Source organism: Nocardioides sp. Leaf285 (genome assembly GCF_001422955.1).
In the GTDB taxonomy this organism is placed as follows: domain Bacteria; phylum Actinomycetota; class Actinomycetes; order Propionibacteriales; family Nocardioidaceae; genus Nocardioides; species Nocardioides kribbensis.
In genome coordinates, this window is sequence record NZ_LMNH01000006.1 from 19,114 (window position 1) to 41,738 (window position 22,625).

Sequence of the window (22,625 nt, forward strand, 5' to 3'; positions counted from 1 at the left end):
AAGCCTACGATCGACATCATGGGTTCACCTGGCTTGCACATGGCGCGCGACAAGATGGCCGCCGCGGGGGTCGACGAGGTCGCGATCGACACGTTCTCCCACTACTACCGCCTCCTCGAGCACGGCGAGACCGGGATGATCCCGGAGTCGACCATCGAGCCGGTCGACATGGAGTCGCTGGCCGACGTCGAGGTCTCCGACGAGGTCGCCGCGCAGGCCATCCGCACCACCGCGGTGATCAAGCTCAACGGCGGCCTCGGCACCTCGATGGGCATGGACCGCGCCAAGTCGCTGCTGTGCGTGCGCCGCGGGCTGTCCTTCCTCGACATCATCGCCCGCCAGGTGCTGCACCTGCGCACGCAGTACGACGCCACCCTGCCGCTGATCTTCATGAACTCCTTCCGCACCTCGGGCGACACCATGGCCGCCCTCGCGCGCTACGACGACCTGCCGGTCGCCGGTCTGCCGCTGGAGTTCCTGCAGAACAAGGAGCCCAAGCTGCGGCTCAAGGACCTCGCCCCGGTCGAGTACCCCAAGGACCCCGACCTGGAGTGGTGTCCGCCCGGACACGGTGACCTCTACACCGCGCTGCGGGGCACGGGCCTGCTCGACGAGCTGATCGCGGCGGGCTACGAGCGTGTCTTCGTCTCCAACTCCGACAACCTCGGCGCCGTGCCCGACGCCCGCGTCGCCGGCTGGTTCGCCGCGAGCGGCGCGCCCTTCGCCATCGAGGCCGTGCGCCGCACCCCCTCGGACCGCAAGGGCGGCCACTTCGCGCGCCGTCGCTCCGACGGCCGGATCGTGCTGCGCGAGACCGCGCAGACCCTCGACGCCGACAAGGACGCCCTGGCCGACCTCGACCGGCACCGGTTCTGCTCGACCAACAACCTGTGGTTCGACCTGGCCGCGATGAAGGCGGCCCTCGACCAGCGCGACGGCATCCTCGGCCTGCCCATGATCCGCAACGTCAAGAACGTCGACCCCGGCGACAGGTCCACCACCGAGGTCGTGCAGATCGAGACCGCGATGGGCGCCGCGATCGAGGTCTTCGAGGGCTCCACGCTCATCGAGGTCGGGCGCGACCGCTTCGTGCCGGTCAAGACGACCAACGACCTGCTGGTGCTGCGCTCCGACGTCTACGACCTGGGGCGCGACTTCGTGCTCGACCAGACCGCCGACGAGGTGCCCTTCGTCGACCTCGACGGCGACTTCTACAAGCTGGTCGGCGAGTTCGACAAGCGCTTCCCCGAGGGCGCGCCCTCGATGAAGGCCGCCTCCTCGCTGCGCGTCGAGGGCGACTTCACCTTCGGCAAGGGCGTGCAGGTCGTCGGCGACGTCGCGCTCTCGGCGCGCTCGGCCCAGCGCCTGCCCGGCGGCGAGGTCCTCACCGGCGAGGGCTCTACGGCCGGCGCCACCGACGGTCGTGCCCGTGGCTGACGCCCCGATCACCGTCGAGCAGCACCTCGCGCGGGTGCTCGAGGCGATCACCCCGCTGGGCCACGTGCAGCAGCCGCTGATGGAGACCCTCGGCCTCGCCGCCGCCGAGTCGGTCACCGCCGGCATCGCGCTGCCCTCCTTCGACAACTCCGCCATGGACGGCTACGCCGTGCGCCACGCCGACGTCGCCGACGCCGGCGAGGAGTCGCCCGTCGAGCTGCCCGTGGTCGGCGAGATCGGTGCCGGCAACGCCCAGCTGCTGACGCTGCCCCCCGGCACGGCGGCCAAGATCATGACCGGCGCGCCGGTGCCCAGCGGCGCCGACTGCGTCGTGCCCTACGAGTGGACCGACCACGGGGTCGCGCGCGTGCGCATCGAGCGCTCGCCCTCGCCGGGCCAGCACGTGCGGGTGGCCGGCGACGACGTCTCGGTGGGCGACCTGCTCATCGAGGAGGGCACCGTCCTGGGCCCGCGCCACCTCGGGCTGCTCGCCTCGGTGGGTCGCGCCAGCGTCGCCTCCCGTCCCCGCCCGCGGGTGGTCATCCTCTCCACCGGCACCGAGCTGCGCGAGCCCGGGCAGCCGCTGGGCCACGACTCGATCTACGACGGCAACTCCTACCTCCTGGCCGCCGCCGCGCGTCGCGCCGGGGCGCTGGCCTACCGCGTCGGGATCGTGCCCGACCAGCCGCGCGCCTTCCTCGACGCGCTGGCCGACCAGCTCGTGCGCGCCGACGTCGTGGTGACCTCGGGCGGGGTCTCGATGGGCGACTTCGACGTGGTCAAGGAGGCGCTGCGGCCGCTGGGCACGGTGTGGTTCGGCCCCGTGGCGATGCAGCCGGGCAAGCCTCAGGGCTTCGGCACCGTGGGCGACGACGCCACGCCGATCTTCTGCCTGCCGGGCAACCCGGTGTCCTCCTACATCTCCTTCGAGATGTTCGTGCTGCCGGCGCTGCGCAAGATGATGGGCATCACCCCCCACTCCCGCCCCCTGGTGCAGGCCCGGCTGACCCACGCCATCACCTCGCCGCCGGGTCGGCGCCAGTTCCTGCGCGGGGAGTACGACGCCGCCTCGGGGCAGGCCACCGTCACCCCGGTCGGCGGGTCGGGCTCGCACCTGGTCGGCGACCTCGCGGCCTCCGACGCGCTCATCGTGGTGCCCGAGGACACGCTGTCGATCGGCGCCGGCGAGCCGGTGCAGGTCATCCGGCTCGACGAGGAGTTCTGATGGGCGAGCGCCCGGGCGGGCTCACCCACGTCGACGAGACCGGCGCCGCGCGCATGGTCGACGTCTCGGCCAAGGCCGTCACCGCCCGCACGGCCTCGGCCTCCGGGCGGGTGCTCGTCTCGCCCGAGGTGGTCCGCCTGCTGCGCGGGGAGGGCGTGCCGAAGGGCGACGCGCTGGCCGTGGCCCGCATCGCCGGCATCATGGGCGCCAAGCAGACCCCCGCCCTGATCCCCCTGTGCCACCCGCTCGCGGTCTCCGGCGTCACCGTCGACCTCGCCGTGGCCGACGACGCCGTGGAGATCCTCGCGACCGTGCGCACCACCGACCGCACCGGCGTGGAGATGGAGGCGCTCACCGCGGTCTCGGTCGCCGCGCTCACGGTCGTCGACATGGTCAAGGCGGTCGACAAGGGCGCGGTGATCACCGACGTGCGCGTCGAGACCAAGACCGGCGGGAAGTCGGGGGACTGGGCGCGATGACCCCCGACCCGACCGACCAGACCGACCAGGCCGCCCCGACGGTCCGCCGCGCCCTGCCCGCCGCCGTGGTGGTGGCCTCCAACCGCGCCTCCGCCGGCGTGTACGCCGACACCACGGGACCGCTCATCGTCGAGGCCCTCCTCGGGCTGGGCTTCGAGGTCGGCGAGCCGGCGGTCGTGCCCGACGGGGAGCCGGTCGCCGCGGCGATCCGCGCCGCGGTCGAGGCGGGGGCCCGCGTGGTCCTCACCACCGGCGGCACCGGTCTCACCCCCACCGACCGCACCCCGGAGGCCACCCGCAGCGTGGTCGAGCGCGAGGTGCCGGGCATCGCCGAGGCCATCCGTGCGCACGGCGTCGCCCAGGGCGTGCCGACGGCGATGCTGTCGCGCGGGATCGCGGGCGTCGTCGGCACCACCCTGGTCGTCAACCTCCCCGGCTCGCGCGGCGGCGTCAAGGACGGCCTGGCGGTGCTGACGCCCGTGCTGGTGCACGCGGCCGAGCAGGTCGTGGGGAGCGACCATTGAGCCGTGACCAGCGCCCCCCGCGGTCGGCCTGGCCGGTGGCCCTGCGCCACGAGGAGGTCACCGTGCGTCCGCTGCGCCGCGGCGACGCCGACGCCTGGCGCGCGACGAGGCGTCGCAACGCCGCCTGGCTGATGCCGTGGGACGCCACGGTGCCGCCGGGCGGCGACGACCGGCCCACGACCTTCCGGGCGCTGGTGCGCCGGCTGCACCGCCAGGCCCGCCACGACACGACGTACCCCTTCGTCGTCGAGGTGGACGGCCGCTTCGTGGGCCAGGTGACCGTCAACAACGTGGTGCGGGGCTCCGCGCTCTTCGCCTCGGTGGGCTACTGGCTCGACCGCGACGCCGCGGGTCGCGGCATCATGCCGCGCGCGGTGGCGATGGTCATCGACCACTGCTTCACCGGGCTGGGCCTGCACCGCATCGAGGTGGCGATCCGCCCGGAGAACTCCAACTCCCTGCGCGTGGTCGAGAAGCTGGGGCTCACCGAGGTCGGCTACGCCCCGCGCTACCTCCACATCGACGGCGCCTGGCGCGACCACCGGCTCTACGCCGTCACCGCCGAGGACTGCCCCGACGGGCTGCTGCGCCGGGTGGTCTGAGCCCGCTCCCAGCAGCTGATCTGCGACACACGGGTTGACATCCGAGAGCCCCTGAGGCAGTGAACCTAGGCTGCGGGGGTGGACCTGAGCGCATTCATCTTCCTCGCCCTCGCCGTGGCGTGGGCCGTCTACCTGGTCCCGAAGGCCCTGCGCCACCATGACGAGGTGACGCGGAGCCGCTCGGTGGAGCGCTTCTCCCAGAGCATGCGGGTGCTGGCCCGGCGCGAGCCGGTCGATCGGCGCGACGCACGCCTGGTGGTGCAGCCCGGCCGGGCCCCCTCGGGCCCCGTGGTGACCACCAAGGGCGGTGCCGCGGCCGGCCCCGCCGGCGAGGCCGTGCGCCTGGAGTCCACGGTGTCCGTCTCCTCCCCGGCACCCGCGCCCCCGACCGACGCGACGGTCGACGCCGCCGGTGCTCCGACCCGTACGCCGTCGCCGGTGGCCCGTCGCGCGGCCGCGCGCAGCGCCGCGCGCCGCCGTCGCAACGTGCTGGCCGTCCTGCTGCTGGCCCTCGTCGTGGTCGGCGTGCTCGCCGCCACCGCGGTGGTCTCCTGGTGGTCGCTCACCGCCCCCGGCGCCCTGCTGGTGGCCTGGCTGGTGGCCTGCCGGCTGATGGTGCGCCAGGAGCGCGGTCTGGGCCGCGCCCGCCGCGCGCCCGCCACCCCGGCCGGCACCGCAGCCGCCGGCACGGGCGGGACCGGCGCGACCGAGGACGCCCCCCACGCCGCCGTCACCTTCGTCTCCGAGGTCGTGCTCGACGTGGCCCTGGCCGCCGGGCCCCTCGAGGCGCCCGCGCCCGAGCCGCGCGAGGAGTTCGAGCTGCCCGGCGAGGTGACCGAGGAGATCAGCGCCGTGCAGGCCGACCCCACCCCGGACGCCGCCCTGTGGGACCCCGTGCCGGTCACGCTGCCCACCTACGTCTCCAAGCCCGCCGCGGCCCGTCGCACGGTGCGCACCATCGACCTCGACGACACCGGCGTGTGGACCTCCGGGCGCTCCGAGGCCGACTCGGCGCTGGCCCGCGAGGCCGACGACCAGGCCCGCGCGGCCAAGGCCGCCCGCGAGGAGGGGTCCTCCCGCCGCACGGGCTCCTGACGGGCATCGGATTCGTGACGGCGCCGCGACGGTGCTAACGTTTCCCACCGCATCGCCCGCCGCTCGTCGGCGGTGACGCACCCGGGGCTGTGGCGCAGTTGGTAGCGCGTCTCGTTCGCAATGAGAAGGCCAGGGGTTCGAATCCCCTCAGCTCCACCGATCGACGCAAGGCCCGCAGCCCTCAGGCTGCGGGCCTTCGTCGTGCCAGGCGCAGGGCGTCGGCGATCGCGGGCCAGGCCAGCGCCCCGAGCCGCTGCGGCGCGCCCGCGTCGCCACCCACCTGGTAGGGCCGGCGCAGGTCGGGCGCGTCCTCGCCGGGCAGCACCACGGGGTGACCGGCGGCGGGATCGACCACCACCGTGGTCGCGAGTCCGGCCGCGGCGCGGCGCGCGGCGATCCGCCGGGCCTGCCCCTCGCTGTCCCACACCCGGTCGTCGCCGCCGGCCACGAGCACCACGTCGCCGCCGATCCGCTCCACCGGGAGGGTGGCCGCGGCGACCGCCTCGGGGGCGGCCCGCGCGCGGCTGCGCTCGTAGACCTCCAGGAAGGCCGGGTCGGGCGGCGGGGTCCAGGTGCGGTCGAGCGCCACGAACGGCACCGGGGCGCCGTGGCGGGTCCACTTCGGGCGCGGCGGGTCGTCGTCGTTCTCCCGGGCGCCCTCCCAGACCACGTCGGTGGGCGCCAGCGCCACCACGGCGTCGATGCGCTCGTCGTGGCAGGCCAGCAGCAGCGCGGCCTCCACGCCGTACGACATGCCGAGCACGGCCACCCGCTCGCACGAGGTGGCCAGCCGGTCGAGGGCGCCGGCGAAGGTCTCCAGCGGCACCTCGCACGGCTGGGCCGGCTGGCCCTGCCCGCCGAACCACCGCAGCGCCACCGCGGTGGCGCCGTGGGCGGCGAGGAGGTCGGCGCGTCCGGTGTCGAGGCGGCCGCTGGAGCCGGCCAGCACCAGCACGCCGGTGCCGCGGTCGGCCGCGGGCACGGGAGCGGACCAGTGGACGTCGGGGGCGGGCCTCACGCCCTCAGCGTCGCACGATCCTCACGCTGACCAGCTCGTGGCCGTCAGGGGCCTCGGCGTCGAGCAGGGCCAGGAAGTCGGCGGTGGAGCGGGGGTCGGGGCCCTCCACGTGGCGCTCGACCTCCTCACCCCACGCGTTGCGCGGTCGGTAGGTGCAGGTGAGCTTCATCGTGCGACCGTACGCGTCTCGCCGTGCCGCCGCGGCCCGCCGCCACCGGCGTGACGCTGCCGTGACGGAGGGCTGACGCGTGAGTGCCGCCCCGCGCCCGGCGCACCGCCCGGCCCGCCCTCGCCCGGGGTCCGCCGGGTCCGTCGAGCAGGTGACCTCCAGGGCGCGGCGGCAGGACCGTCGGCCCTCGGTGCCCCCGGCGGTCCGCCGCTGGCCGGGCTCGCCCGGCACCGCGACCACCTGACCGCGAGGGGGCCGGATCAGGGCACCGGCACGACGGCGACGGCTCCGAGGGCGTGCTCGACCACGATGGGGGCCACCGAGCCGTAGAGCAGGTCCTCCAGCGGTCCGTCGACCTGGTGGCCGACGACCACCAGGTCGGCGTCGCGGGAGGCCTCGACGAGGTTGTGGTCGGCGAAGCCCCGGCCCAGCCTGACCTCCACGTCGACCTCGGGGAACTTCTCGGCCATCCCGGCCAGCGACTCGGCCACCAGGGCCTGCTCGTCGGCGAGCTCGGGGGCGGGCAGCCCGCGCTGGATCGCCAGGGCCTCGGTGGCGTCGAAGTAGGAGTGCTGCACGATCAGGGGGCGCCCGCGGAAGGACGCCATCCGGAAGGCGAACTCGACGGCCGGGAGGGAGCGCGCGGTGCCGTCGACACCGACCAGCACGCCGGTCCGCGGGCGCTGCGGGTGGTCGGGTCGGCGCACCACCACCGGGCAGGAGGAGTGCTTGGAGACCGAGACGCTCACCGAGCCGAGGAGCAGGCTGCGCAGCGGGCCGCGGCCGCGGGAGCCGAGGACGACCATCGCGGCCTGGCGCGAGAGCCCGAGCAGCACGCCACGCGGGTCGGCGCTCGACATCACGCGGTGCACGACCACGCCGGGCGCCCGCTCGTGGGCGGTGGCCTCGGCGGCGGCCAGCAGCGCGGCCCCGCCCTCGCGCACCTGGTCGAGCAGCAGGCCGTAGTCGATCGCCGTGGTGGCGTACATGCCGGACGCCGGCACCTGCACGGGCTCGAGCACGTGCACCAGGGTCAGCGGGCGCTGCTCGAGGTCGGCCTGGTCGCAGGCCCACACCAGCGCCTGGGCCGCGGTCTCCGACCCGTCGACGCCCACGACGATGCTGCCCGGCGGCACGTGGGCGGTCTCGCCGGCGCTCGCGGCGGGCAGGGTCTGGTCGTCGGGGCGAGGGGAGAGGTCCATGCCCCCAGCCTCGACGCACCGTGCGCCGCGGGGCAGGGGCGGACGTCCTGACGTCGGGGGTCGTGCGTCCCGGCCCCGCCGTGAGTCGAACCCGAGTAACTCACGTGTGTCACTATGGTTTGGTACGCCACCCGACCCGACGCGCGCAGGAGCAGCCATGACCAGCACCCTCGACCGCCCCGAGGCCGCCCTCGGCGGCGACCGGCTCGACGTCCACCGGCTCGACGTCCACCAGCTCGGCGCCCGCATCGGGGCGCGCGTCGACGGCGTGCGCCTCGGGGGCGACCTCGACGCGGCGACGGTCGCGGCCGTGCGCGGGGCCCTCCTGCGTCACAAGGTCGTCTTCTTCCGCGGCCAGGACCACCTCGACGACGCCGCGCACCAGGCCTTCGCCGAGACCATGGGCCCCCTCACCACCGCCCACCCGACCGTCAACACCGGCAGCGCCCGGGTCTTCAGGGTCAGCGCCGACAAGGGCATGGCCGCCAACGCCTGGCACACCGACGTCACCTTCGTCGACCGGGTGCCCGCGATCAGCGTCCTGCGCGCCGTGGAGCTCCCGCCCTTCGGGGGCAACACGGTGTGGGCCAACACGGTGGCCGCCTACGACGCGCTGCCCGCCTCGCTGCGCGCCCTGGTCGACGACCTCTGGGCCGTCCACACCAACTCCTACGACTACGCCCAGCACGAGGAGGACTCCGAGGAGCCCGACGCGCACTACACCCGCGCCGACTTCACCTCCCAGCTCTTCGAGACCGAGCACCCCGTGGTGCGCGTGCACCCCGAGACGGGGGAGCGCTCGCTGGTGCTGGGCCACTTCGTCAAGGCCTTCAGCGGCCTGAGCTCCGCGGAGTCCGTGGCGGTCTTCACCCTGCTCCAGAACAGGATCACCCGGCTGGAGAACACGATCCGCTGGACCTGGCAGCCCGGTGACGTGGCCATGTGGGACAACCGCGCCACCCAGCACTACGCCGTGGCCGACTTCGGCACGGCCTACCGCGAGATGCGCCGTATCACCGTGGCCGGCGACGTGCCGGTGAGCATCGACGGGCGTCGCAGCCGGGTGCTGCGCGGCGACGCGCAGGCCTACTCGCGCATCGACGAGCTGATCAGCTGATGCCGCTGCTCGACCTCGTCGACCCCGCGACCGGCGGCGTGCGCTCGAGCCTGGCGACCAGCGACACCGCTGCGGTGACCCGCGCGGTCGACGCCGCCGCCGCGGCCTTCCCCGACTGGTCGCGCAGCACGCCGGGGGCACGTGCCGACGCGCTCCTCGCCCTCGCCGGCCTCGTGGAGGAGCACGCCGAGGAGCTGGCGCTGCTGGACTCCGAGGACGTCGGCAAGCCGGTCCACCACGCCCGCGAGGAGCTGCCCGGGGTGGTCGACAACCTGCGCTTCCTCGCCGGCGCGTCCCGGGTGCCGAGCGCCGGCTCCGCCGGGGAGTACGCCGCCGGTCGCACCTCCACGCTGCGCCGCGAGCCGCTCGGTGTGGTCGCCCTCGTCACGCCGTGGAACTACCCGCTGCTCGAGGCCGTCTGGAAGGTCGCCCCGGCGCTGGCCGCCGGCAACACCGCGGTGGTCAAGCCCTCCGAGCTGACCCCGCGCTCGACGCTGCGACTGGTCGAGCTGGCCTCCCGCGTGCTGCCCGCCGGGGTGCTCGGGGTGGTGCTCGGCGGGGCAGAGGTGGGCCAGGCCCTCGTGCGCGACCCGCGGGTGCGTCTGGTCTCGCTGACCGGTGACAGCGCCACCGGCAGCGCGGTCGCGGCGACCGCGGCCGAGTCGCTGACCCGGGTGCACCTCGAGCTGGGCGGCAAGGCGCCCGTCGTGGTCTGCGACGACGCCGACCTCGACGACGCCGTCGCCACCCTGGTGCCGGCCGGCTTCCTCAACGCCGGCCAGGACTGCACCGCGGCGTGCCGGGTGCTGGTGGCCGACTCCGTCCACGACGCCTTCCTGGCGGCGTACGTCGAGGCCGTGCGCGACCTGCGCGTCGGCGACCCCGCCGACGAGGACACCCGGCTGGGCCCCCTGGTCAGCCGGCGCCAGCTCGAGCGCGTGGCCGGCTTCGTCGACCGCGCGGTCGCGGGCGGGGCCCGGGTCGAGGTGGGCGGGCGCCGGCTCGAGCGCCCCGGCTGGTTCTACGCGCCCACCGTGCTGAGCGGGGTCGGGCAGCGCGACGAGGTGGTGCAGCGCGAGGTCTTCGGCCCGGTGGTGACGGTGCAGCGAGCCCCCGACGACGAGGCCCTGCTGGCCCTGGCCAACGACGTCGAGCAGGGACTCGCGGCCAGCGTGTGGACCGCGAGCCTGGCCCGGGCCGACCGCTTCACCCGAGGCCTCGACTTCGGCACGGTGTGGGTCAACGACCACCTGACGACGGTCTCGGAGATGCCCTTCGGCGGATTCGGTGCGTCGGGCTACGGCGCGGAGCTGTCGACCCGCTCGATCGACGACTACTCCCGCTTCAAGCACGTGATGACGCGCGTGCCGCGCTGAACGACGCGCGCGCCGCGCCGACCGGTGCCGCCCCGGGTCGGGAGCCTCAGGAGACGGCGCGGAAGGGGTCGTGCTCGGCGAGCAGCCTGTCGACGCGGGCCTGGTCGAGACGGGTGGTGACCGCGCTGTTCTCCTGGTTGTCGCGCACGACCTTGGCCAGGGTGAAGGAGGAGGAGACCAGGAAGAGCGTGGTCATCGCGAGGAAGGCCCGCACCCACGGGTCGACCGGCAGGTAGAGCACGGCGATCGCGAGGCCGAGCAGGGCGGCGCCGAAGGAGATCGCGGCCTGGGCGAAGAAGGCCGTGGTGTTCTGGGTGCTGCGGGGGTTCGGCGAGCTCATGGTGGTCCTCCTGGTCGGGGCCGGGGTGGCCGGTGTGCCCACCAGCCTGGCGGCGTCCGCCGCGCCGCGCCTGAGCCCGAGTGCTCAACCGGCCCGGGTGCGGCTAGCATGGTCGCGGCGCCTCCGGGTGCCCCGGCGCCCGTGGCGCCAGGGGCGGCCCGCAGCCGCCAGGCGGTCACCACCCGGTGACCGCGGCTCCACGCCGAGACCGGCAGCAGCCCCTCGGCGTCCCGAACCCCCGTGGTCGGGTCGGGGCCGAGACACGCGATGGACACGTGACGCAGCGGCCGCCCGGCCCGTGCGTCCGAGACGGTCGCCGCGCCGCCGGCGCGGGCCGCCACCCCGCGACGGGGTCGTGCACGCCGGGCGCTCCAGAGGAGGAGTACGTGGCTCGACGAGACCAGCGCCGCTCAGGCGGGTCCCGCACCGCGACGCGCCAACGGCGTGTGCGCGACATCGACAACGAGGGCATCATCCCGGTGCTGGCGCGTGCCGTGCGCGAGGTCGAGAACGGCGTGGCCCGCGGGTCGGTCGCCTCCTCGCTGCGCACGAAGTTCCAGGTCGTCGCGATCCTGGTGCGCGAGGAGCGGGCCCGCGTCAAGGCCGACGAGGAGGTCACCGAGGCCCAGCGCGCCGAGCAGCTCAAGCGCCTCGACGGCGTGGCCACCATCCTGGCCAAGACCGCGGCGCGCGACACCTCCCTGCTGCAGCTGCTCGCCGAGGACGCGCGGCTCTCGGAGTCGGCCGCGCTGCTCAAGCGCGAGATGCTCGAGGCCGCCGGCATCGAGCAGCGCGTCGTGGCCGACCGCGAGGAGACCCCGGCGACCGGACTGGCCGAGAAGCGGATCGTGCCGCAGTCGGTGATCGCCCGGAAGCTGGCCAACCCCTTCCTGGTGCCCGACTTCGCCAACGCCGAGCCCACCGAGCCGCGCCCGCGTCGCCTGGCCGGCTGGGAGCTCATCGGCCCCCTGCTGCGCTCCTTCGAGTACGCCGGCGGCCACTCCGCGTGCATGCCGCTGCCCGACACCGCGTCCGTCGCGGCGCCGGGCCGCCTGGAGCTGATGCACCACCAGGCGCAGGTCGTGCAGGCCGCCGCCGACGGCCACCGCACCTTCCTGCTGGCCGACGAGCCGGGCCTGGGCAAGACCGCCCAGGCGCTGCTGGCCGCGCAGGCGGCGGGGGCCTACCCGCTGCTCGTCGTGGTGCCCAACGTGGTGAAGACCAACTGGGCCCGCGAGGCCGAGCGCTGGACGCCGCACCGCGCGGTCACGGTGGTCCACGGCAACGGCGACACCGTCGACGGCTTCGCCGACATCGTGGTGGTCAACTACGAGATCCTCGACCGCCACGTCGGCTGGCTGGGCGACCTCGGCTTCCGCGGCATGGTGGTCGACGAGGCCCACTTCATCAAGAACAAGACCTCCCAGCGCTCCCAGCACGTGCTCCAGCTCTCCGAGCGGATCCGCGCCCGCATCGCCCGGCCGCTGCTGATGGCGCTCACCGGCACGCCCCTGATCAACGACATCGAGGACTTCCGCGCCATCTGGCAGTTCCTCGGCTGGACCGACGACAAGACCCCGCGCGCCCGGCTGATGGAGAAGCTGGAGGAGACCGGGATGACCCCGGCCGACCCGGCGTTCTACCCCGCGGCCCGCGCGGCCGTGGTCGACATGGGCATCGTGCGGCGCCGCAAGGTCGACGTGGCCTCCGACATCCCCGCACGACGCGTCGCCGACCTGCCCGTCGAGCTCGACGACGAGATCGGCCGCTCCATCCGCGAGGCCGAGCGCGAGCTGGCCCGCCGCATGGTCGCGCGCTACGACACCGCGCTGGCCACCCGCACCTCGGGCCGCACCGTGGCCGGCATCGACCACGAGCTGGTGCGCCGGGTCGCGACGTGGGAGCGCGAGGACACCACGACCACGAAGACCGACGAGAACGTGTTCTCGATGATGCGGCGCATCGGCCAGGCCAAGGCCGGCCTCGCGGCCGACTACGCCGCGCAGCTGGCGCGCAACGTCGGCAAGGTCGTCTTCTTCGCCAAGCACCTCGACGTCATGGACGTCGCGGAGCAGACCTTCGCCAAGCGGGGCATCAGCTACGCCTCGATCCGCGGCGACCAGACCCCGCGCGTGCGGCAGAAGAACATCGACGCCTTCGTGGAGGACCCCGACGTCCAGATCGTCGTCTGCTCGCTGATGGCGGCCGGCGTGGGGCTCAACCTGCAGGTGGCCTCCAACCTGGTGCTCGCCGAGCTGTCGTGGACCGACGCGGAGCAGACCCAGGCCATCGACCGGATCCACCGCATCGGCCAGGCCGAGCCGGTGACGGCGTGGCGGATCATCGCGGCGCAGACCATCGACACCAAGGTCGCCGAGCTCATCGACAGCAAGGCCGGCCTGGCAGCCCGGGCGCTCGACGGCTCCGACGACGAGGTGTCCAGCTCGGTCGACGTGCAGCTGGAGGCGCTGGTCGCGCTGCTGACCGAGGCGCTCCAGGCGCGCGGCTGAGAGCCGTCCCGGGGCCCGGCCCCGGGGCGGCTCAGCGAGCGGTCGCGGGGCTGCCGGTGCCGAAGACCAGCTCGGGGCCGGTGGGCAGCTGGAACTCCGCGCTGACCGGCCGGCACCGCGGTGCCCTGACGTCGCAGGCGACGACGACGGTGCGCCCGCTGGGCCCGGCCGAGGAGCCGTCGGCGCTGGCCGCGCCGTAGTAGGTGTCCTGGTCGATCCAGCCGCCGAGCTGGAACCACCGCTCGCCCGGGTCGAAGCGCACCGGCACCCCCGAGGCGGCGTCGTAGGCCCGGGGCGGGGTCGCGGCGCCCAGGGGGTGGAGCAGGTCGCCGGCCGGCGACAGCAGGGCGCGGGCGTCGGGCCGCTCACCGTCGCGGGCCAGCCTCAGGTGGCCCGCCGTCGTCCGCACGACGTCGACCTCGGAGCCCAGGGAGCGGTCCACCCGCAGGTCGGTGGGGGCCGGCCCGCCCGGCCCGCCGTCGAGCGGCAGCCGGGTGACGCCGTCGACCAGGGGGTCGGCGACGTAGGCGGCGTCCTCGTCGAACCCGACGAACGCCGGGGGCTGCGCGGCGTAGAGCGCGGCGACGTCGACCGTGGGTCGAGCGGGACGGGTCCGCAGCACCTCCTTGCCGGTGGTCACGTCGAGCACGACGGCGACCGCCGCCGCGACGCCGGCCTCGTCCGTGGGCCCGTGCACCCGGTCGAGCAGGCCCAGGTGCCGCCCGTCGGTGGACAGGGCCAGGCGGTCGGTGTCCACCTCCGCGACCGCCACGGGGTCGGCGCCGTCGGTGAACCACAGCGTGCCGCGGGCCAGGTAGTAGACGCCGGCGGTCGTCACCACGAACGCCTCGGGCGCGGGGCGCACGTCGAGCACGACGTCACCCACGTGCAGCGACCGCCCGACGGCCCACGCCGGCGCGGCGACGTCGTAGGTCGGGGCTCCGACCGGCACCGTCAGGTCGCCGGCCCCGCCCTCGTCACCCGCCGGTGCGCACCCGGCGAGCGCCGCGGAGAGCGCGAGCAGGAGGGCCGCCACGCGGGTGCGCGTGCGTCGCGAGAGCATCCGCCCACCGCCGTTCCTCGGCCCGTGCGGGGGCTCCGAGCAGCTCCCGCGTCGACGCCTCCCTTCCTACCCGGCGCCCCGCCCGCGGACCCGCGGATCCCAGCGGGCGGCCATCACGATCCGGTCTCGATCCGCGGCGCCGGACCGGCGGGGTCGACCGGACCGCTGCCACCGATCTGCCGGATCGATGTGGGAAACAGCCCGCCGCGGTTGATAATCGTCGCCATGACCTCGCCGTCGACGATCCCCGGAGCCCCTCGGCGTCGCTCGTCGGTGCCCAAGCGCGTGGCCCAGGCCGTGCTCGCCGGGGTCCTCGCGCTCGGGCTCGTGCTCGCCACGACCGGGGCCAGCGGCGAGCACCCCGGCGAGCAGGTCACCTCGGTGCTCGCGGGACAGCCCGTGCGCATCAACCTTCCGCCGACCGACGAGCCCAAGGGCGTGGCCGTCTTCTTCCACGGCCAGGGCGGCAACGTCAACGACAAGATGGACGGTCCGTGGCTCGACGCGCTGCGGCGCGACGGCTGGGTGGTCGCCTCGTCCCTCTTCCACCGGGAGGCCTGGGGCAACCCCGCCTCCACCGAGGACACCGAGCGCCTCATCGCGTGGGCCGAGGAGCAGGGCGGCGCGGAGGTCAAGCTCTTCATCGGCACCTCGATGGGCGCCACCACCTCGCTCAACGCCGTCGTGCACGGCATCGAGTCGCCGCCGTGCTGGTACGGCGTGAAGGCCGCCGTCGACATGCGCACGATGGGCAACGTGCCGGGCGCCGACGGCTTCATCCGCGCCGCCTACGACGGCGAGCCGTGGCCCTTCGTCCGCAACCCCGTGGACAACGCCTCGCGCTTCCCCGCCGACGTGCGCTACCGCTTCGTCGCCTCGCCCGTCGACCCCTACGTGCCCTTCGAGGACAACACCGAGGTCATGGCGGGGCGGCTGCGCGAGGCCGGCGCCGAGGTCACGGTGCGGCCGGTGCAGGGCCCCCACGACGACCCGTCGCACTACAGCGCCTTCGACCTGGTGCGCTTCGCGAACTCCTGCGCCTGAGCAGGCCCAGCGACACCCCCAGCGGGCGGGCCAGCTGCTCGGCGTACTGCGTGGTGACGTGCCCGCCGTCGCGGTAGGGCACCGTCGAGCCGACCACGGCGGGGCAGTCGTCGCCCGCGCAGAACCACTGCCGCGTGCGCACCGAGCCGACACCGACGGCGTCCGCCGCCCGCACCTGTGCGGCGGCCGCGGCCCGGTGGTCGGGCCGCTCGTGGGTCAGGCAGGCCCGCAGCGACCGCGGGCGCGAGGACAGGCACGGCCCCGGGTCGTCGGCCAGGATCGGCACGTCGGCCAGCAGCACCGTCCGCCCCGCCGCGGCGTCGAGACGCTCCAGCAGGGCGGTCGTGCCGCGGCGCACCGCACGGGCGGTCTCCTCGGGGTCGTCGACCACCTCGCCGTCGACGAGCACGCCCCTGCTGGTGCCCGGTGAGCTCGAGACGACCACGAGGTCGGGCTGGAGCCGCTCGACCTGCTCCAGCGCCCAGCGCTTGAAGTCGTCGCAGGCGGTGAAGGGCTCCTCGGTGCCGCCGCGCAGCGAGGTCACCAGCCACGGCACGCACTGGGGCTTGGCCAGGTAGTAGGCGCGGTAGCCCGCCTGCTCCGCGACCGGCTCGAGCGCCGGGATCCAGTGGCGTGCGTGGGAGTCGCCCAGCAGCACCACGGTGCGCTCGGCGTCCTGGTCGCCGCGGGGGCACAGCTCGCGCAGCGTGTCGTCGCGGTAGTCGCAGCCGGCGAGGTCGGCGGTGGAGTCGAGCAGGCGGGTCAGCGGGGGGCTGAGGCGACGCGGCACGGCGCGCCCCTCACGGCTGGCCCGCGCCGAGGCGCGCACCAGGGCGGTGGCCGGGTCGTCGGTGCCGAGCTCGTGGCGCCAGTCGTCGGGCAGCGTGATCGCCGCACCGCGCCCGCCCTCGCCCTGCGTGCGCTGCACGTAGGCGCCGGCGGCCACCGCCGAGGACACGACGAGGGCCAGCGTGGTGGGGTAGAGCACCAGCCCGCGCCACGGCAGCGCGAGGCCGCGGGCGCGGCGTACGGGGTCCTCGACGAGGCGTGTGGTCAGCGCGGCCAGCAGCAGGGTCAGCCCGGCCAGGGCGAGCTTCTCGCCGAGGGTGAGGGCCCGGCCGACGTGCACCGAGGGGATGACGACGAGCGGCCAGTGCCACAGGTAGATCGAGTACGACCAGCCGCCGAGCAGCTGCAGCGCACGCAGCGACAGCGCCCGGTCGACCACCGAGCGCGTGGCCGTCGCGCCGGCGAGGAGCACCGCGAGGGTGCCGAGCACGGGCACCAGCGCGGCGGTGCCGGGGAACGGCGTGGCCGGCGTCAGCCGCAGGCAGGCCCAGCCGACGGCGGCCAGCCCGGCCAGCGCCAGCGGCTCGACGACCGCGCGGGGCAGGGTGCGCCTCGCGGGCCAGGCTGCGACGGCCACCGCACCGAGCGCCCCCAGCGCCAGCTCCCAGGCGCGGGTCAGGCTGGAGAAGTACGCCGCCGTCGGGGCCTCGCCCGTGCGATGCGCCGACCAGGCCAGGCTGACGGCGGCCACGACCACCAGCACGCCGGCCAGCGCTCCCAGCGGCACCGGCTGGGCGGGCTGGCCGGGTCCGGCGGCCCGGGCCCGGTGGCGGCTCCGGGCCAGGAGCACGACGGCGAGCAGCAGCAGCGGCCACACGACGTAGAACTGCTCCTCGACCGCCAGCGACCAGTAGTGCTGGACCGGCGAGGGGGAGAGGTCCTGCGCGAAGTAGTCGGTGCCGCGCTCGGCGAAGCGGACGTTGGCCGCGAAGGCCGCGGCCCACACGACGTCGACGAACGCCTCGGGGGCGCGCAGCGGGCCCAGCCACAGCGCCGAGGCGACCGCGCTGGCCACCAGGACCAGCGAGGCCGCCGGCAGGATCCGTCGGGCGCGGCGGGCGTAGAAGTCGGTGAGCGAGAGGCCGCCCGTGCGGGCGACCTCTCGCAGCATCAGCTGGGTGATGAGGAAGCCCGAGACGACGAAGAACACGTCGACGCCGACGAACCCCCCGGTGAGGGGGCCGAGGCCGAGGTGGCCCAGGACGACGGTGACGACCGCGACGGCACGCAGTCCCTGGATGTCGGTGCGCAGGTGCGTTGCGCGCGCGGGGGACGGGCTCACTGGCCACCACGCTAACCACCGCGCGCGCTCGGCGAGCCGGGTGGGGGACCCTCGGCGCGGCGGCGCCCGGGTCAGGCGGCGCGCAGCAGTCCGGGGCCGAAGACGAAGCGGGCGACCTCGATCCGCAGGGCCACGCGGGCGGGGTTCTCCCGCGGCTGGCGGTAGCGCGCGGCGTACCGCTGCTCGGCCCGGGCGACCTGCTCCCGGTCGTCGACCACCTCGGCGGTGCCCTCCACGGTCGACCACCGCGCGCCGTCGACCTGGCAGGCGGCCACCAGCCGGGAGCCCGCCGGGTCGGCGAGGTTGAGCGCCTTGCGGCTGGTCGCCGAGGTGATCACCCACGCGCAGGCGCGCTCCGGGTCGAGCGCGACCCCCACCGGCACGACGTGCGGGCGCCCGTCGGGCCGCAGGGTGGTCAGCGTGCACAGGTGGCGCTCAGTCCAGAAGGCCAGCAGCGGCTCGGGCAGGCTGTCCCAGCCGGGGGTGAAGGCGCTCATGACGGGCAGCCTAGGCGTCGCCGGTCACCGTGGCCGGCCCGACCTCAGATCCAGCGCGCGAACCACATCCGGTCCAGCCACTCGCCGTTGGTGAGCAGCCCGTTGGTCCAGATCGGCCAGAACCACGCGAAGTTGACCAGGGTCAGCACGAGGAAGGCCCCGGCGACGACGACGCCGACGGTGCGGCGGGTGGAGGGGCCGCGCCTCCGGCCGACCAGCGCCCCGATGGCCAGCGTCAACGACAGGACGACGAAGGGCAGGGTGACGATGGCGTAGAAGGAGAAGATCGGCCGGTCGTCGTAGGCCAGCCACGGCAGCCAGGTCGAGGCCACGCCGACCACGGCGAGGCCGTGGCGCCAGTCGCGGGCCCCGATCCACATCGCGGCCGAGAACACCAGCGCCAGGATGCCGGCCCACCAGATCGTCGGGGTGCCCAGCAGGAGCACCTGACGCAGGCAGTTGCTGCCCTCCGGGGCGGTGCAGCCGCGCGTGCCGGGCTGGATGCCGGTGTCGGCGGCCACGCCGACCGAGCGGTTGAGCAGCAGCCACCCCGCGGGCTTCGAGGCGTAGCTGTGGGTGGAGCAGTCGAGGAAGTTGGTGTGGAAGGTGTAGACGTCCTGGTGGTAGTACCAGAGCGAGCGCAGCGACTGCACGACCTCGGCCGGGCCGGAGGCGTCGGGCTCGGTGGCGGTGGGCCAGCGCGCGTCGGGGTCGGGGTCGTCGGAGACGAAGGAGTCGCCGTCGCAGTGGCCCTGCCCGGTGAACTGCGTGTACTGCGTGGAGGAGAGCGCCTCCTCGTACTGCCCGGCGTGCACCAGCCACCCGCCCCACGTGCCGACGTAGACCACCGCGGCGACGCCGACCAGCTGCACGAAGGCCGGCAGGCCGTCGACCACCGCCGAGCGGAGCACGGCCGCGCGCACGCCGAAGGAGCGCCGCGCCCCGCTGCTCCACAGCCACACCAGGACGCCGAGTGCGGCGAGGGGGTAGAGCGCGGTCCACTTGGTGCCGATCGCCAGGCCGAAGCAGATCCCGCCCAGCAGCAGCCACGGGCGCAGCAGCAGCCCGCGCACGGGTCCCCACCCTCCGGTGAGCGGCACGGGCTGCAGGCGGGCCATGCGGGCGCGGTGCCAGTCGCGGTCGTTGACCAGGCACGCCACCGCGCAGAGGGTGAAGAAGGCCAGGAAGATGTCGAGCAGCGCCAGGCGCGACAGCACGAACTGCAGCCCGTCGAGCATGAGCAGCAGCCCCGCGACCAGGCCGAGCACGGTCGACCCGGTGACCCGTCGCGCCAGCCGGCACATCACGAGCACCATGAGGGCGCCCACGACGGCCGAGGCGACCCGCCAGCCGAAGGGCTCCATGCCGAAGACCTTCTCGCCCAGCCCGATCAGCCACTTGCCGACCTCGGGGTGCACGATCATCGACGGATCGCCCTTCCACACCCCCGTGGTCGTGCCGGCGAGGATCTTCTCGTCGGCACCGTCGACGTACTCGCGGACGTAGCCGTGGTTGACCAGCGACCACGCGTCCTTGGCGTAGTAGGTCTCGTCGAACTCGAAGACCTTCGGCTCGCCCAGGCGCCACAGCCGCAGCACGAGCGCGAGCAGGGCGAGGCCCAGCGCGGCCGACCAGCCGATGAAGGGGTCCTCGACGCCCAGCCGGCCCCTGGCCCGCTGCCACGCGGTCGGGAGGGTCTCGCCCGCCGCGGTCCCGGAGAGCCCGCGTGCCGCTCCCGGGTGCGGCGCCTGCGTGGTCGTCACGGGGGTGGACTCTACGGGGCGCCACCCCGGCGCCGCGGGGCTTCGGGGCCGAGGGGCGACCGCGACGCGGTGCGGGATCGGGCATGATCGGCCCATGCCTGCCGCCCCCGACCCCGCCCGCACCGGGCCGCCCCGGGAGCCGGGGGAGCCGGGAGTGCTCGTGCTGGCCGCGACCCCGATCGGTCGCGTCGCCGACGCCCCGCCCCGGCTGTCGCAGGAGCTGGGGGACGCCGACGTCGTCGCCGCGGAGGACACCCGCCGGCTGCGGCGCCTCACCACCGACCTCGGGGTGACGGTGACCGGGCGCGTCGTGTCGTACTTCGAGGGCAACGAGAGCGCCCGCACCCCCGCGCTGCTCGAGAGCCTGCTGGCCGGCGACCGCGTGCTGCTGGTGACCGACGCGGGCATGCCGAGCGTCTCCGACCCGGGCTACCGCCTCGTGGCGGCCGCCGTGGAGGCCGGGGTCCTCGTCACCGCCGTGCCGGGACCGAGCGCCGTGCTCACCGCGCTCGCGGTGAGCGGGCTGCCGGTCGACCGGTTCTGCTTCGAGGGCTTCCTGCCGCGCAAGGCCGGCGAGCGGGCCCGTCGCCTGGCCTCGCTGGCCGCCGAGGAGCGCACGATGGTGTTCTTCGAGGCCCCCCACCGCACCGAGGCCGCGCTCGCCGCGATGGCGCAGGCCTGGGGCGAGGACCGCGCCGGCGCGGTGTGCCGCGAGCTGACGAAGACCCACGAGGAGGTCCGGCGCGGGCCGCTCGGCGAGCTGGTGACCTGGGCCGCCGAGGGCGTGCGGGGCGAGGTGACGATCGTGGTGTCGGGGGCGGCTGTCACCATGGCCGTCGACAACGACCCCGCCAGCCTGCGGGCCGCCGTGGCGGACCTCGAGGCCGGCGGCACCCGCCGCAAGGAGGCGATCGTGGAGGTGGCCCGCATGGCCGGAGTGCCCAAGCGCGAGGTCTACGACCTCGTCCACAAGCAGGTCCCCCAGCAGACCGGGGAGCAGCACGGACCCGCCGGGGGTGGGGTCCGGTGAGCACCCGCCACCCCGACCGCGTCACCGAGGTCCACCGCGACGGGCTGGTGCTCGACGTCCTCGACGAGGGCCCCCTCGACGGCGACCCCGTCGTGCTGCTGCACGGCTTCCCCGAGCGCGCCACCTGCTGGCGCTCGGTGGCTCCGCTGCTGCACGCGCAGGGCCTGCGCACCTTCGCCCTCGACCAGCGCGGCTACTCCCCGCGCGCCCGTCCCCGCGGCCGCCGCGCCTACCGCGTCGCCGAGCTCTCCGCCGACGTCGCCGCCCTGCTCGACCTGCTGGTGGGCGAGCCCGGGCCCGGCGGCGTGCGCGGCCAGGAGAGCAAGGTCCACGTCGTCGGCCACGACTGGGGCGCCATCGTGGCCTGGCACGTCGCCACGACCCGCCCCGACCTGGTGCGCTCGCTCACCGCCTTCTCCGTGCCCCACCCCGCCGCCTTCGTCTCCTCGCTCGTCTCCTCGCGCCAGGGCCTGCGCAGCTGGTACGTCGGGGCCTTCCAGCTCCCGGGCGGTGCGGAGTGGCTGGCGGGACGCGGCACGTTCGAGCGGCTGCTGCGCCGCGGGGGGATGAGCGCCGACGAGGTGGCCCGCTTCCGCCGCGAGATCCTCGACGACGGCGCGCTGGCCGGGGGCCTGGCGTGGTACCGCGCGCTGCCCTGGACCGACCGCGAGGCCGCCCGGCAGCAGGTCACCGTGCCGACCACGATGGTGTGGAGCGACGGCGACTCCTTCATCGACCGCGGTGCGGTCGAGCGCTGCGGCCGCCACGTCGACGCGCCCTACCGCCTGGTCGTGATGCCGGGGGTCACCCACTGGATCCCGACGCAGGCCCCGGAGCCCGCCGCGGCCGCGATCCTGGCGCGCGCCGAGGCCTCGTGACCGGGCCCGACCCCGCGGCGGGGCCGGCGGGCCCCACCCGTGCCCGGGCCGCGGTCGACGAGCGGGGCAGCCGGCGCAACCGCGAGCGGCCGCCGGCCCCCGACCCGCTGCCGCACCCGGTGGTCGACAACCACTGCCACCTCGACATCGCCGACGCGGGCGAGGGCGACGACTGGCTCTCCACCGCCGACGCCCTGGCCGCGGCCGCGGCCGTGGGCGTGACGCGCATCGTGCAGATCGGCTGCGACCTGCCCGGTGCCCGCTGGGCGGTGGAGGCCGCCGCCGCGCACGACGCGCTCGTCGCCGGCGTCGCGCTGCACCCCAACGAGGCCCCGCGCCTGGCCGCGGAGGGGCGCTTGGAGGAGGCCCTCGCCGAGATCGAGGAGCTGGCGCGGACCCACGACAAGGTCCGCGCGGTGGGGGAGACCGGCCTCGACTTCTTCCGCACCGGCGAGGACGGCCGGGCGGCCCAGGAGGAGTCCTTCCGCCGTCACGTCGACCTGGCCAAGCGGCTCGACAAGACCCTGGTCATCCACGACCGCGACGCCCACCAGGCCGTCCTCGACGTGCTCGACTCCGAGGGGGTGCCGGAGCGCTGGGTGATGCACTGCTTCTCCGGCGACGCCGCCTTCGCCCGGGCCTGCCTCGACCGCGGCGCCCACCTGAGCTTCGCCGGCACCGTGACGTTCAAGAACGCCGACGCGCTGCGCGAGGCGCTCGTCGTGGTGCCGCGCGACCGCCTCCTGGTGGAGACCGACGCGCCCTTCCTCACCCCGACGCCGTGGCGGGGTCGACCCAACGCCTCCTACCTCGTGCCGCTGACCGTGCGGACGATGGCGGAGGTGCGCGGTGACGATCTCGAGCAGCTCTGCGCGGCGCTCGACGCGGCCACCGAGGCCGCCTTCGGTGGCTCCTGGTGAGTGTTTTTACCTTCCGCCCCGCCCGACCGGGCGGGTCACGGCGTTCTGCCTGGTGAGGCGGGCTGAGACCGGTCCCTACCCGGGCCCCGACCCGGGGAGAGCCTGCTCACGTTTTCCGCAAGATCCGCCCGACGGGTTTGCGTGAGCCCCGCACCGGCTGGTCCTCTGGAGCACAGACCGCCGGGATCGGGACCGATCCGGCCGG

General features: G+C 75.2%; 21 protein-coding genes and 1 tRNA gene. 14 read left to right on the forward strand and 8 right to left on the reverse strand.

Features of this window, described 5'->3' with window-relative positions; genetic code table 11:
- The first annotated feature begins 18 nt into the window (after positions 1 to 18).
- The 7 genes from ASF47_RS19530 to ASF47_RS19560 all read left to right on the forward strand — a co-directional run bounded on the left by ASF47_RS19530 (position 19) and on the right by ASF47_RS19560 (position 5,518).
- On the forward strand, positions 19 to 1,437 hold the full coding sequence (locus ASF47_RS19530; RefSeq protein WP_056865716.1) for a UTP--glucose-1-phosphate uridylyltransferase: 1,419 nt from the start codon (positions 19 to 21) through the stop codon (positions 1,435 to 1,437).
- A complete protein-coding gene (gene glp / locus ASF47_RS19535; protein WP_056865806.1) occupies positions 1,430 to 2,662 on the forward strand; it encodes a molybdotransferase-like divisome protein Glp in 1,233 nt (410 codons plus the stop codon). The genes ASF47_RS19530 and glp overlap by 8 nt, the downstream gene beginning before the upstream one ends.
- Positions 2,662 to 3,141 (forward strand): cyclic pyranopterin monophosphate synthase MoaC, encoded by a 480-nt coding sequence (gene moaC / locus ASF47_RS19540; protein WP_056865717.1) that lies wholly within the window; start codon positions 2,662 to 2,664, stop codon positions 3,139 to 3,141. Before glp ends, moaC begins: the two co-directional genes overlap by 1 nt.
- Positions 3,138 to 3,665 carry a MogA/MoaB family molybdenum cofactor biosynthesis protein gene (locus tag ASF47_RS19545; protein ID WP_082500540.1) on the forward strand — a complete coding sequence of 176 codons (528 nt, stop codon included), beginning with the start codon at positions 3,138 to 3,140 and terminating at the stop codon, positions 3,663 to 3,665. Before moaC ends, ASF47_RS19545 begins: the two co-directional genes overlap by 4 nt.
- A complete protein-coding gene (locus ASF47_RS19550) occupies positions 3,662 to 4,267 on the forward strand; it encodes a GNAT family N-acetyltransferase (RefSeq protein WP_227489022.1) in 606 nt (201 codons plus the stop codon). The genes ASF47_RS19545 and ASF47_RS19550 overlap by 4 nt, the downstream gene beginning before the upstream one ends.
- 78 nt (positions 4,268 to 4,345) lie before the next feature.
- The gene (gene sepX / locus ASF47_RS19555) at positions 4,346 to 5,362 is read left to right on the forward strand and encodes a divisome protein SepX/GlpR (RefSeq protein ID WP_056865719.1); all 1,017 of its coding nucleotides are present in this window, start codon (positions 4,346 to 4,348) and stop codon (positions 5,360 to 5,362) included.
- A gap of 83 nt (positions 5,363 to 5,445) precedes the next feature.
- Positions 5,446 to 5,518 (forward strand) — tRNA-Ala (locus ASF47_RS19560).
- 25 nt (positions 5,519 to 5,543) lie between these two features.
- Here the strand turns inward: ASF47_RS19560 and ASF47_RS19565 are convergent.
- From ASF47_RS19565 to ASF47_RS21390, 3 genes are all read right to left on the reverse strand, one after another.
- Complete coding sequence (locus tag ASF47_RS19565; RefSeq protein WP_082500541.1) at positions 5,544 to 6,380, reverse strand: acyl-CoA thioester hydrolase/BAAT C-terminal domain-containing protein; 837 nt, start codon at positions 6,378 to 6,380, stop codon at positions 5,544 to 5,546.
- Between the two features lie 4 nt (positions 6,381 to 6,384).
- Entirely contained in the window at positions 6,385 to 6,549 is a 165-nt protein-coding gene (locus tag ASF47_RS21385) for a hypothetical protein (RefSeq protein WP_156698075.1), read from the reverse strand.
- 260 nt (positions 6,550 to 6,809) lie between these two features.
- Positions 6,810 to 7,751 carry a universal stress protein gene (locus ASF47_RS21390; RefSeq protein WP_056865721.1) on the reverse strand — a complete coding sequence of 314 codons (942 nt, stop codon included), beginning with the start codon at positions 7,749 to 7,751 and terminating at the stop codon, positions 6,810 to 6,812.
- A gap of 157 nt (positions 7,752 to 7,908) precedes the next feature.
- On the opposite strand from ASF47_RS21390, the gene ASF47_RS19575 reads away from it, so the two are divergent.
- Together ASF47_RS19575 and ASF47_RS19580 are read left to right on the forward strand one after the other, a co-directional pair.
- The gene (locus ASF47_RS19575) at positions 7,909 to 8,868 is read left to right on the forward strand and encodes a TauD/TfdA dioxygenase family protein (protein WP_056865722.1); all 960 of its coding nucleotides are present in this window, start codon (positions 7,909 to 7,911) and stop codon (positions 8,866 to 8,868) included.
- The gene (locus ASF47_RS19580; RefSeq protein WP_056865723.1) at positions 8,868 to 10,244 is read left to right on the forward strand and encodes an aldehyde dehydrogenase family protein; all 1,377 of its coding nucleotides are present in this window, start codon (positions 8,868 to 8,870) and stop codon (positions 10,242 to 10,244) included. Before ASF47_RS19575 ends, ASF47_RS19580 begins: the two co-directional genes overlap by 1 nt.
- A gap of 46 nt (positions 10,245 to 10,290) precedes the next feature.
- Here ASF47_RS19580 and ASF47_RS19585 read toward each other — a convergent pair whose 3' ends face one another.
- The gene (locus ASF47_RS19585) at positions 10,291 to 10,584 is read right to left on the reverse strand and encodes a YiaA/YiaB family inner membrane protein (RefSeq protein ID WP_056865724.1); all 294 of its coding nucleotides are present in this window, start codon (positions 10,582 to 10,584) and stop codon (positions 10,291 to 10,293) included.
- Between the two features lie 386 nt (positions 10,585 to 10,970).
- On the opposite strand from ASF47_RS19585, the gene ASF47_RS19590 reads away from it, so the two are divergent.
- Positions 10,971 to 13,094: a DEAD/DEAH box helicase gene (locus ASF47_RS19590; RefSeq protein WP_056865725.1), complete on the forward strand. Its 2,124-nt coding sequence runs from the start codon at positions 10,971 to 10,973 to the stop codon at positions 13,092 to 13,094.
- Between the two features lie 31 nt (positions 13,095 to 13,125).
- Here ASF47_RS19590 and ASF47_RS19595 read toward each other — a convergent pair whose 3' ends face one another.
- A complete protein-coding gene (locus ASF47_RS19595) occupies positions 13,126 to 14,130 on the reverse strand; it encodes a hypothetical protein (protein WP_156698077.1) in 1,005 nt (334 codons plus the stop codon).
- 252 nt (positions 14,131 to 14,382) lie between these two features.
- Between ASF47_RS19595 and ASF47_RS19600 the strand changes: the two genes are divergently transcribed.
- The gene (locus ASF47_RS19600; RefSeq protein WP_056865727.1) at positions 14,383 to 15,201 is read left to right on the forward strand and encodes an alpha/beta hydrolase family protein; all 819 of its coding nucleotides are present in this window, start codon (positions 14,383 to 14,385) and stop codon (positions 15,199 to 15,201) included.
- Here the strand turns inward: ASF47_RS19600 and ASF47_RS19605 are convergent.
- The 3 genes from ASF47_RS19605 to ASF47_RS19615 all read right to left on the reverse strand — a co-directional run bounded on the left by ASF47_RS19605 (position 15,113) and on the right by ASF47_RS19615 (position 19,592).
- A complete protein-coding gene (locus ASF47_RS19605) occupies positions 15,113 to 17,332 on the reverse strand; it encodes an acyltransferase family protein (RefSeq protein ID WP_056865728.1) in 2,220 nt (739 codons plus the stop codon). The genes ASF47_RS19600 and ASF47_RS19605 overlap by 89 nt on opposite strands.
- A 71-nt stretch (positions 17,333 to 17,403) precedes the next feature.
- On the reverse strand, positions 17,404 to 17,829 hold the full coding sequence (locus ASF47_RS19610) for a pyridoxamine 5'-phosphate oxidase family protein (RefSeq protein ID WP_056865729.1): 426 nt from the start codon (positions 17,827 to 17,829) through the stop codon (positions 17,404 to 17,406).
- 44 nt (positions 17,830 to 17,873) lie between these two features.
- Positions 17,874 to 19,592 (reverse strand): dolichyl-phosphate-mannose--protein mannosyltransferase, encoded by a 1,719-nt coding sequence (locus ASF47_RS19615; RefSeq protein ID WP_056865730.1) that lies wholly within the window; start codon positions 19,590 to 19,592, stop codon positions 17,874 to 17,876.
- Positions 19,593 to 19,686: 94 nt separating this feature from the next.
- Between ASF47_RS19615 and rsmI the strand changes: the two genes are divergently transcribed.
- The 3 genes from rsmI to ASF47_RS19630 are packed head-to-tail and all read left to right on the forward strand — an operon-like array spanning position 19,687 to position 22,420.
- Positions 19,687 to 20,622 (forward strand): 16S rRNA (cytidine(1402)-2'-O)-methyltransferase, encoded by a 936-nt coding sequence (gene rsmI, locus ASF47_RS19620; RefSeq protein WP_056865731.1) that lies wholly within the window; start codon positions 19,687 to 19,689, stop codon positions 20,620 to 20,622.
- On the forward strand, positions 20,619 to 21,500 hold the full coding sequence (locus ASF47_RS19625; protein WP_056865732.1) for an alpha/beta fold hydrolase: 882 nt from the start codon (positions 20,619 to 20,621) through the stop codon (positions 21,498 to 21,500). The genes rsmI and ASF47_RS19625 overlap by 4 nt, the downstream gene beginning before the upstream one ends.
- Positions 21,497 to 22,420 carry a TatD family hydrolase gene (locus tag ASF47_RS19630; protein ID WP_082500544.1) on the forward strand — a complete coding sequence of 308 codons (924 nt, stop codon included), beginning with the start codon at positions 21,497 to 21,499 and terminating at the stop codon, positions 22,418 to 22,420. Before ASF47_RS19625 ends, ASF47_RS19630 begins: the two co-directional genes overlap by 4 nt.
- Positions 22,421 to 22,625: the final 205 nt, after the last annotated feature.

What these genes read in the sequence shown, in the direction of transcription:
- ASF47_RS19610 (WP_056865729.1), bottom strand. Translation starts at nt 17,829, where the DNA reads ATGAGCGCCTTCACCCCCGGCTGGGACAGCCTGCCCGAGCCGCTGCTG.
- ASF47_RS19600 (WP_056865727.1), top strand. Translation starts at nt 14,383, where the DNA reads ATGACCTCGCCGTCGACGATCCCCGGAGCCCCTCGGCGTCGCTCGTCG.
- ASF47_RS21385 (WP_156698075.1), bottom strand. Translation starts at nt 6,549, where the DNA reads ATGAAGCTCACCTGCACCTACCGACCGCGCAACGCGTGGGGTGAGGAG.
- ASF47_RS19585 (WP_056865724.1), bottom strand. Translation starts at nt 10,584, where the DNA reads ATGAGCTCGCCGAACCCCCGCAGCACCCAGAACACCACGGCCTTCTTC.
- ASF47_RS19530 (WP_056865716.1), top strand. Translation starts at nt 19, where the DNA reads ATGGGTTCACCTGGCTTGCACATGGCGCGCGACAAGATGGCCGCCGCG.
- ASF47_RS19580 (WP_056865723.1), top strand. Translation starts at nt 8,868, where the DNA reads ATGCCGCTGCTCGACCTCGTCGACCCCGCGACCGGCGGCGTGCGCTCG.
- moaC (WP_056865717.1), top strand. Translation starts at nt 2,662, where the DNA reads ATGGGCGAGCGCCCGGGCGGGCTCACCCACGTCGACGAGACCGGCGCC.
- ASF47_RS21390 (WP_056865721.1), bottom strand. Translation starts at nt 7,751, where the DNA reads ATGGACCTCTCCCCTCGCCCCGACGACCAGACCCTGCCCGCCGCGAGC.
- ASF47_RS19575 (WP_056865722.1), top strand. Translation starts at nt 7,909, where the DNA reads ATGACCAGCACCCTCGACCGCCCCGAGGCCGCCCTCGGCGGCGACCGG.
- ASF47_RS19545 (WP_082500540.1), top strand. Translation starts at nt 3,138, where the DNA reads ATGACCCCCGACCCGACCGACCAGACCGACCAGGCCGCCCCGACGGTC.
- rsmI (WP_056865731.1), top strand. Translation starts at nt 19,687, where the DNA reads ATGCCTGCCGCCCCCGACCCCGCCCGCACCGGGCCGCCCCGGGAGCCG.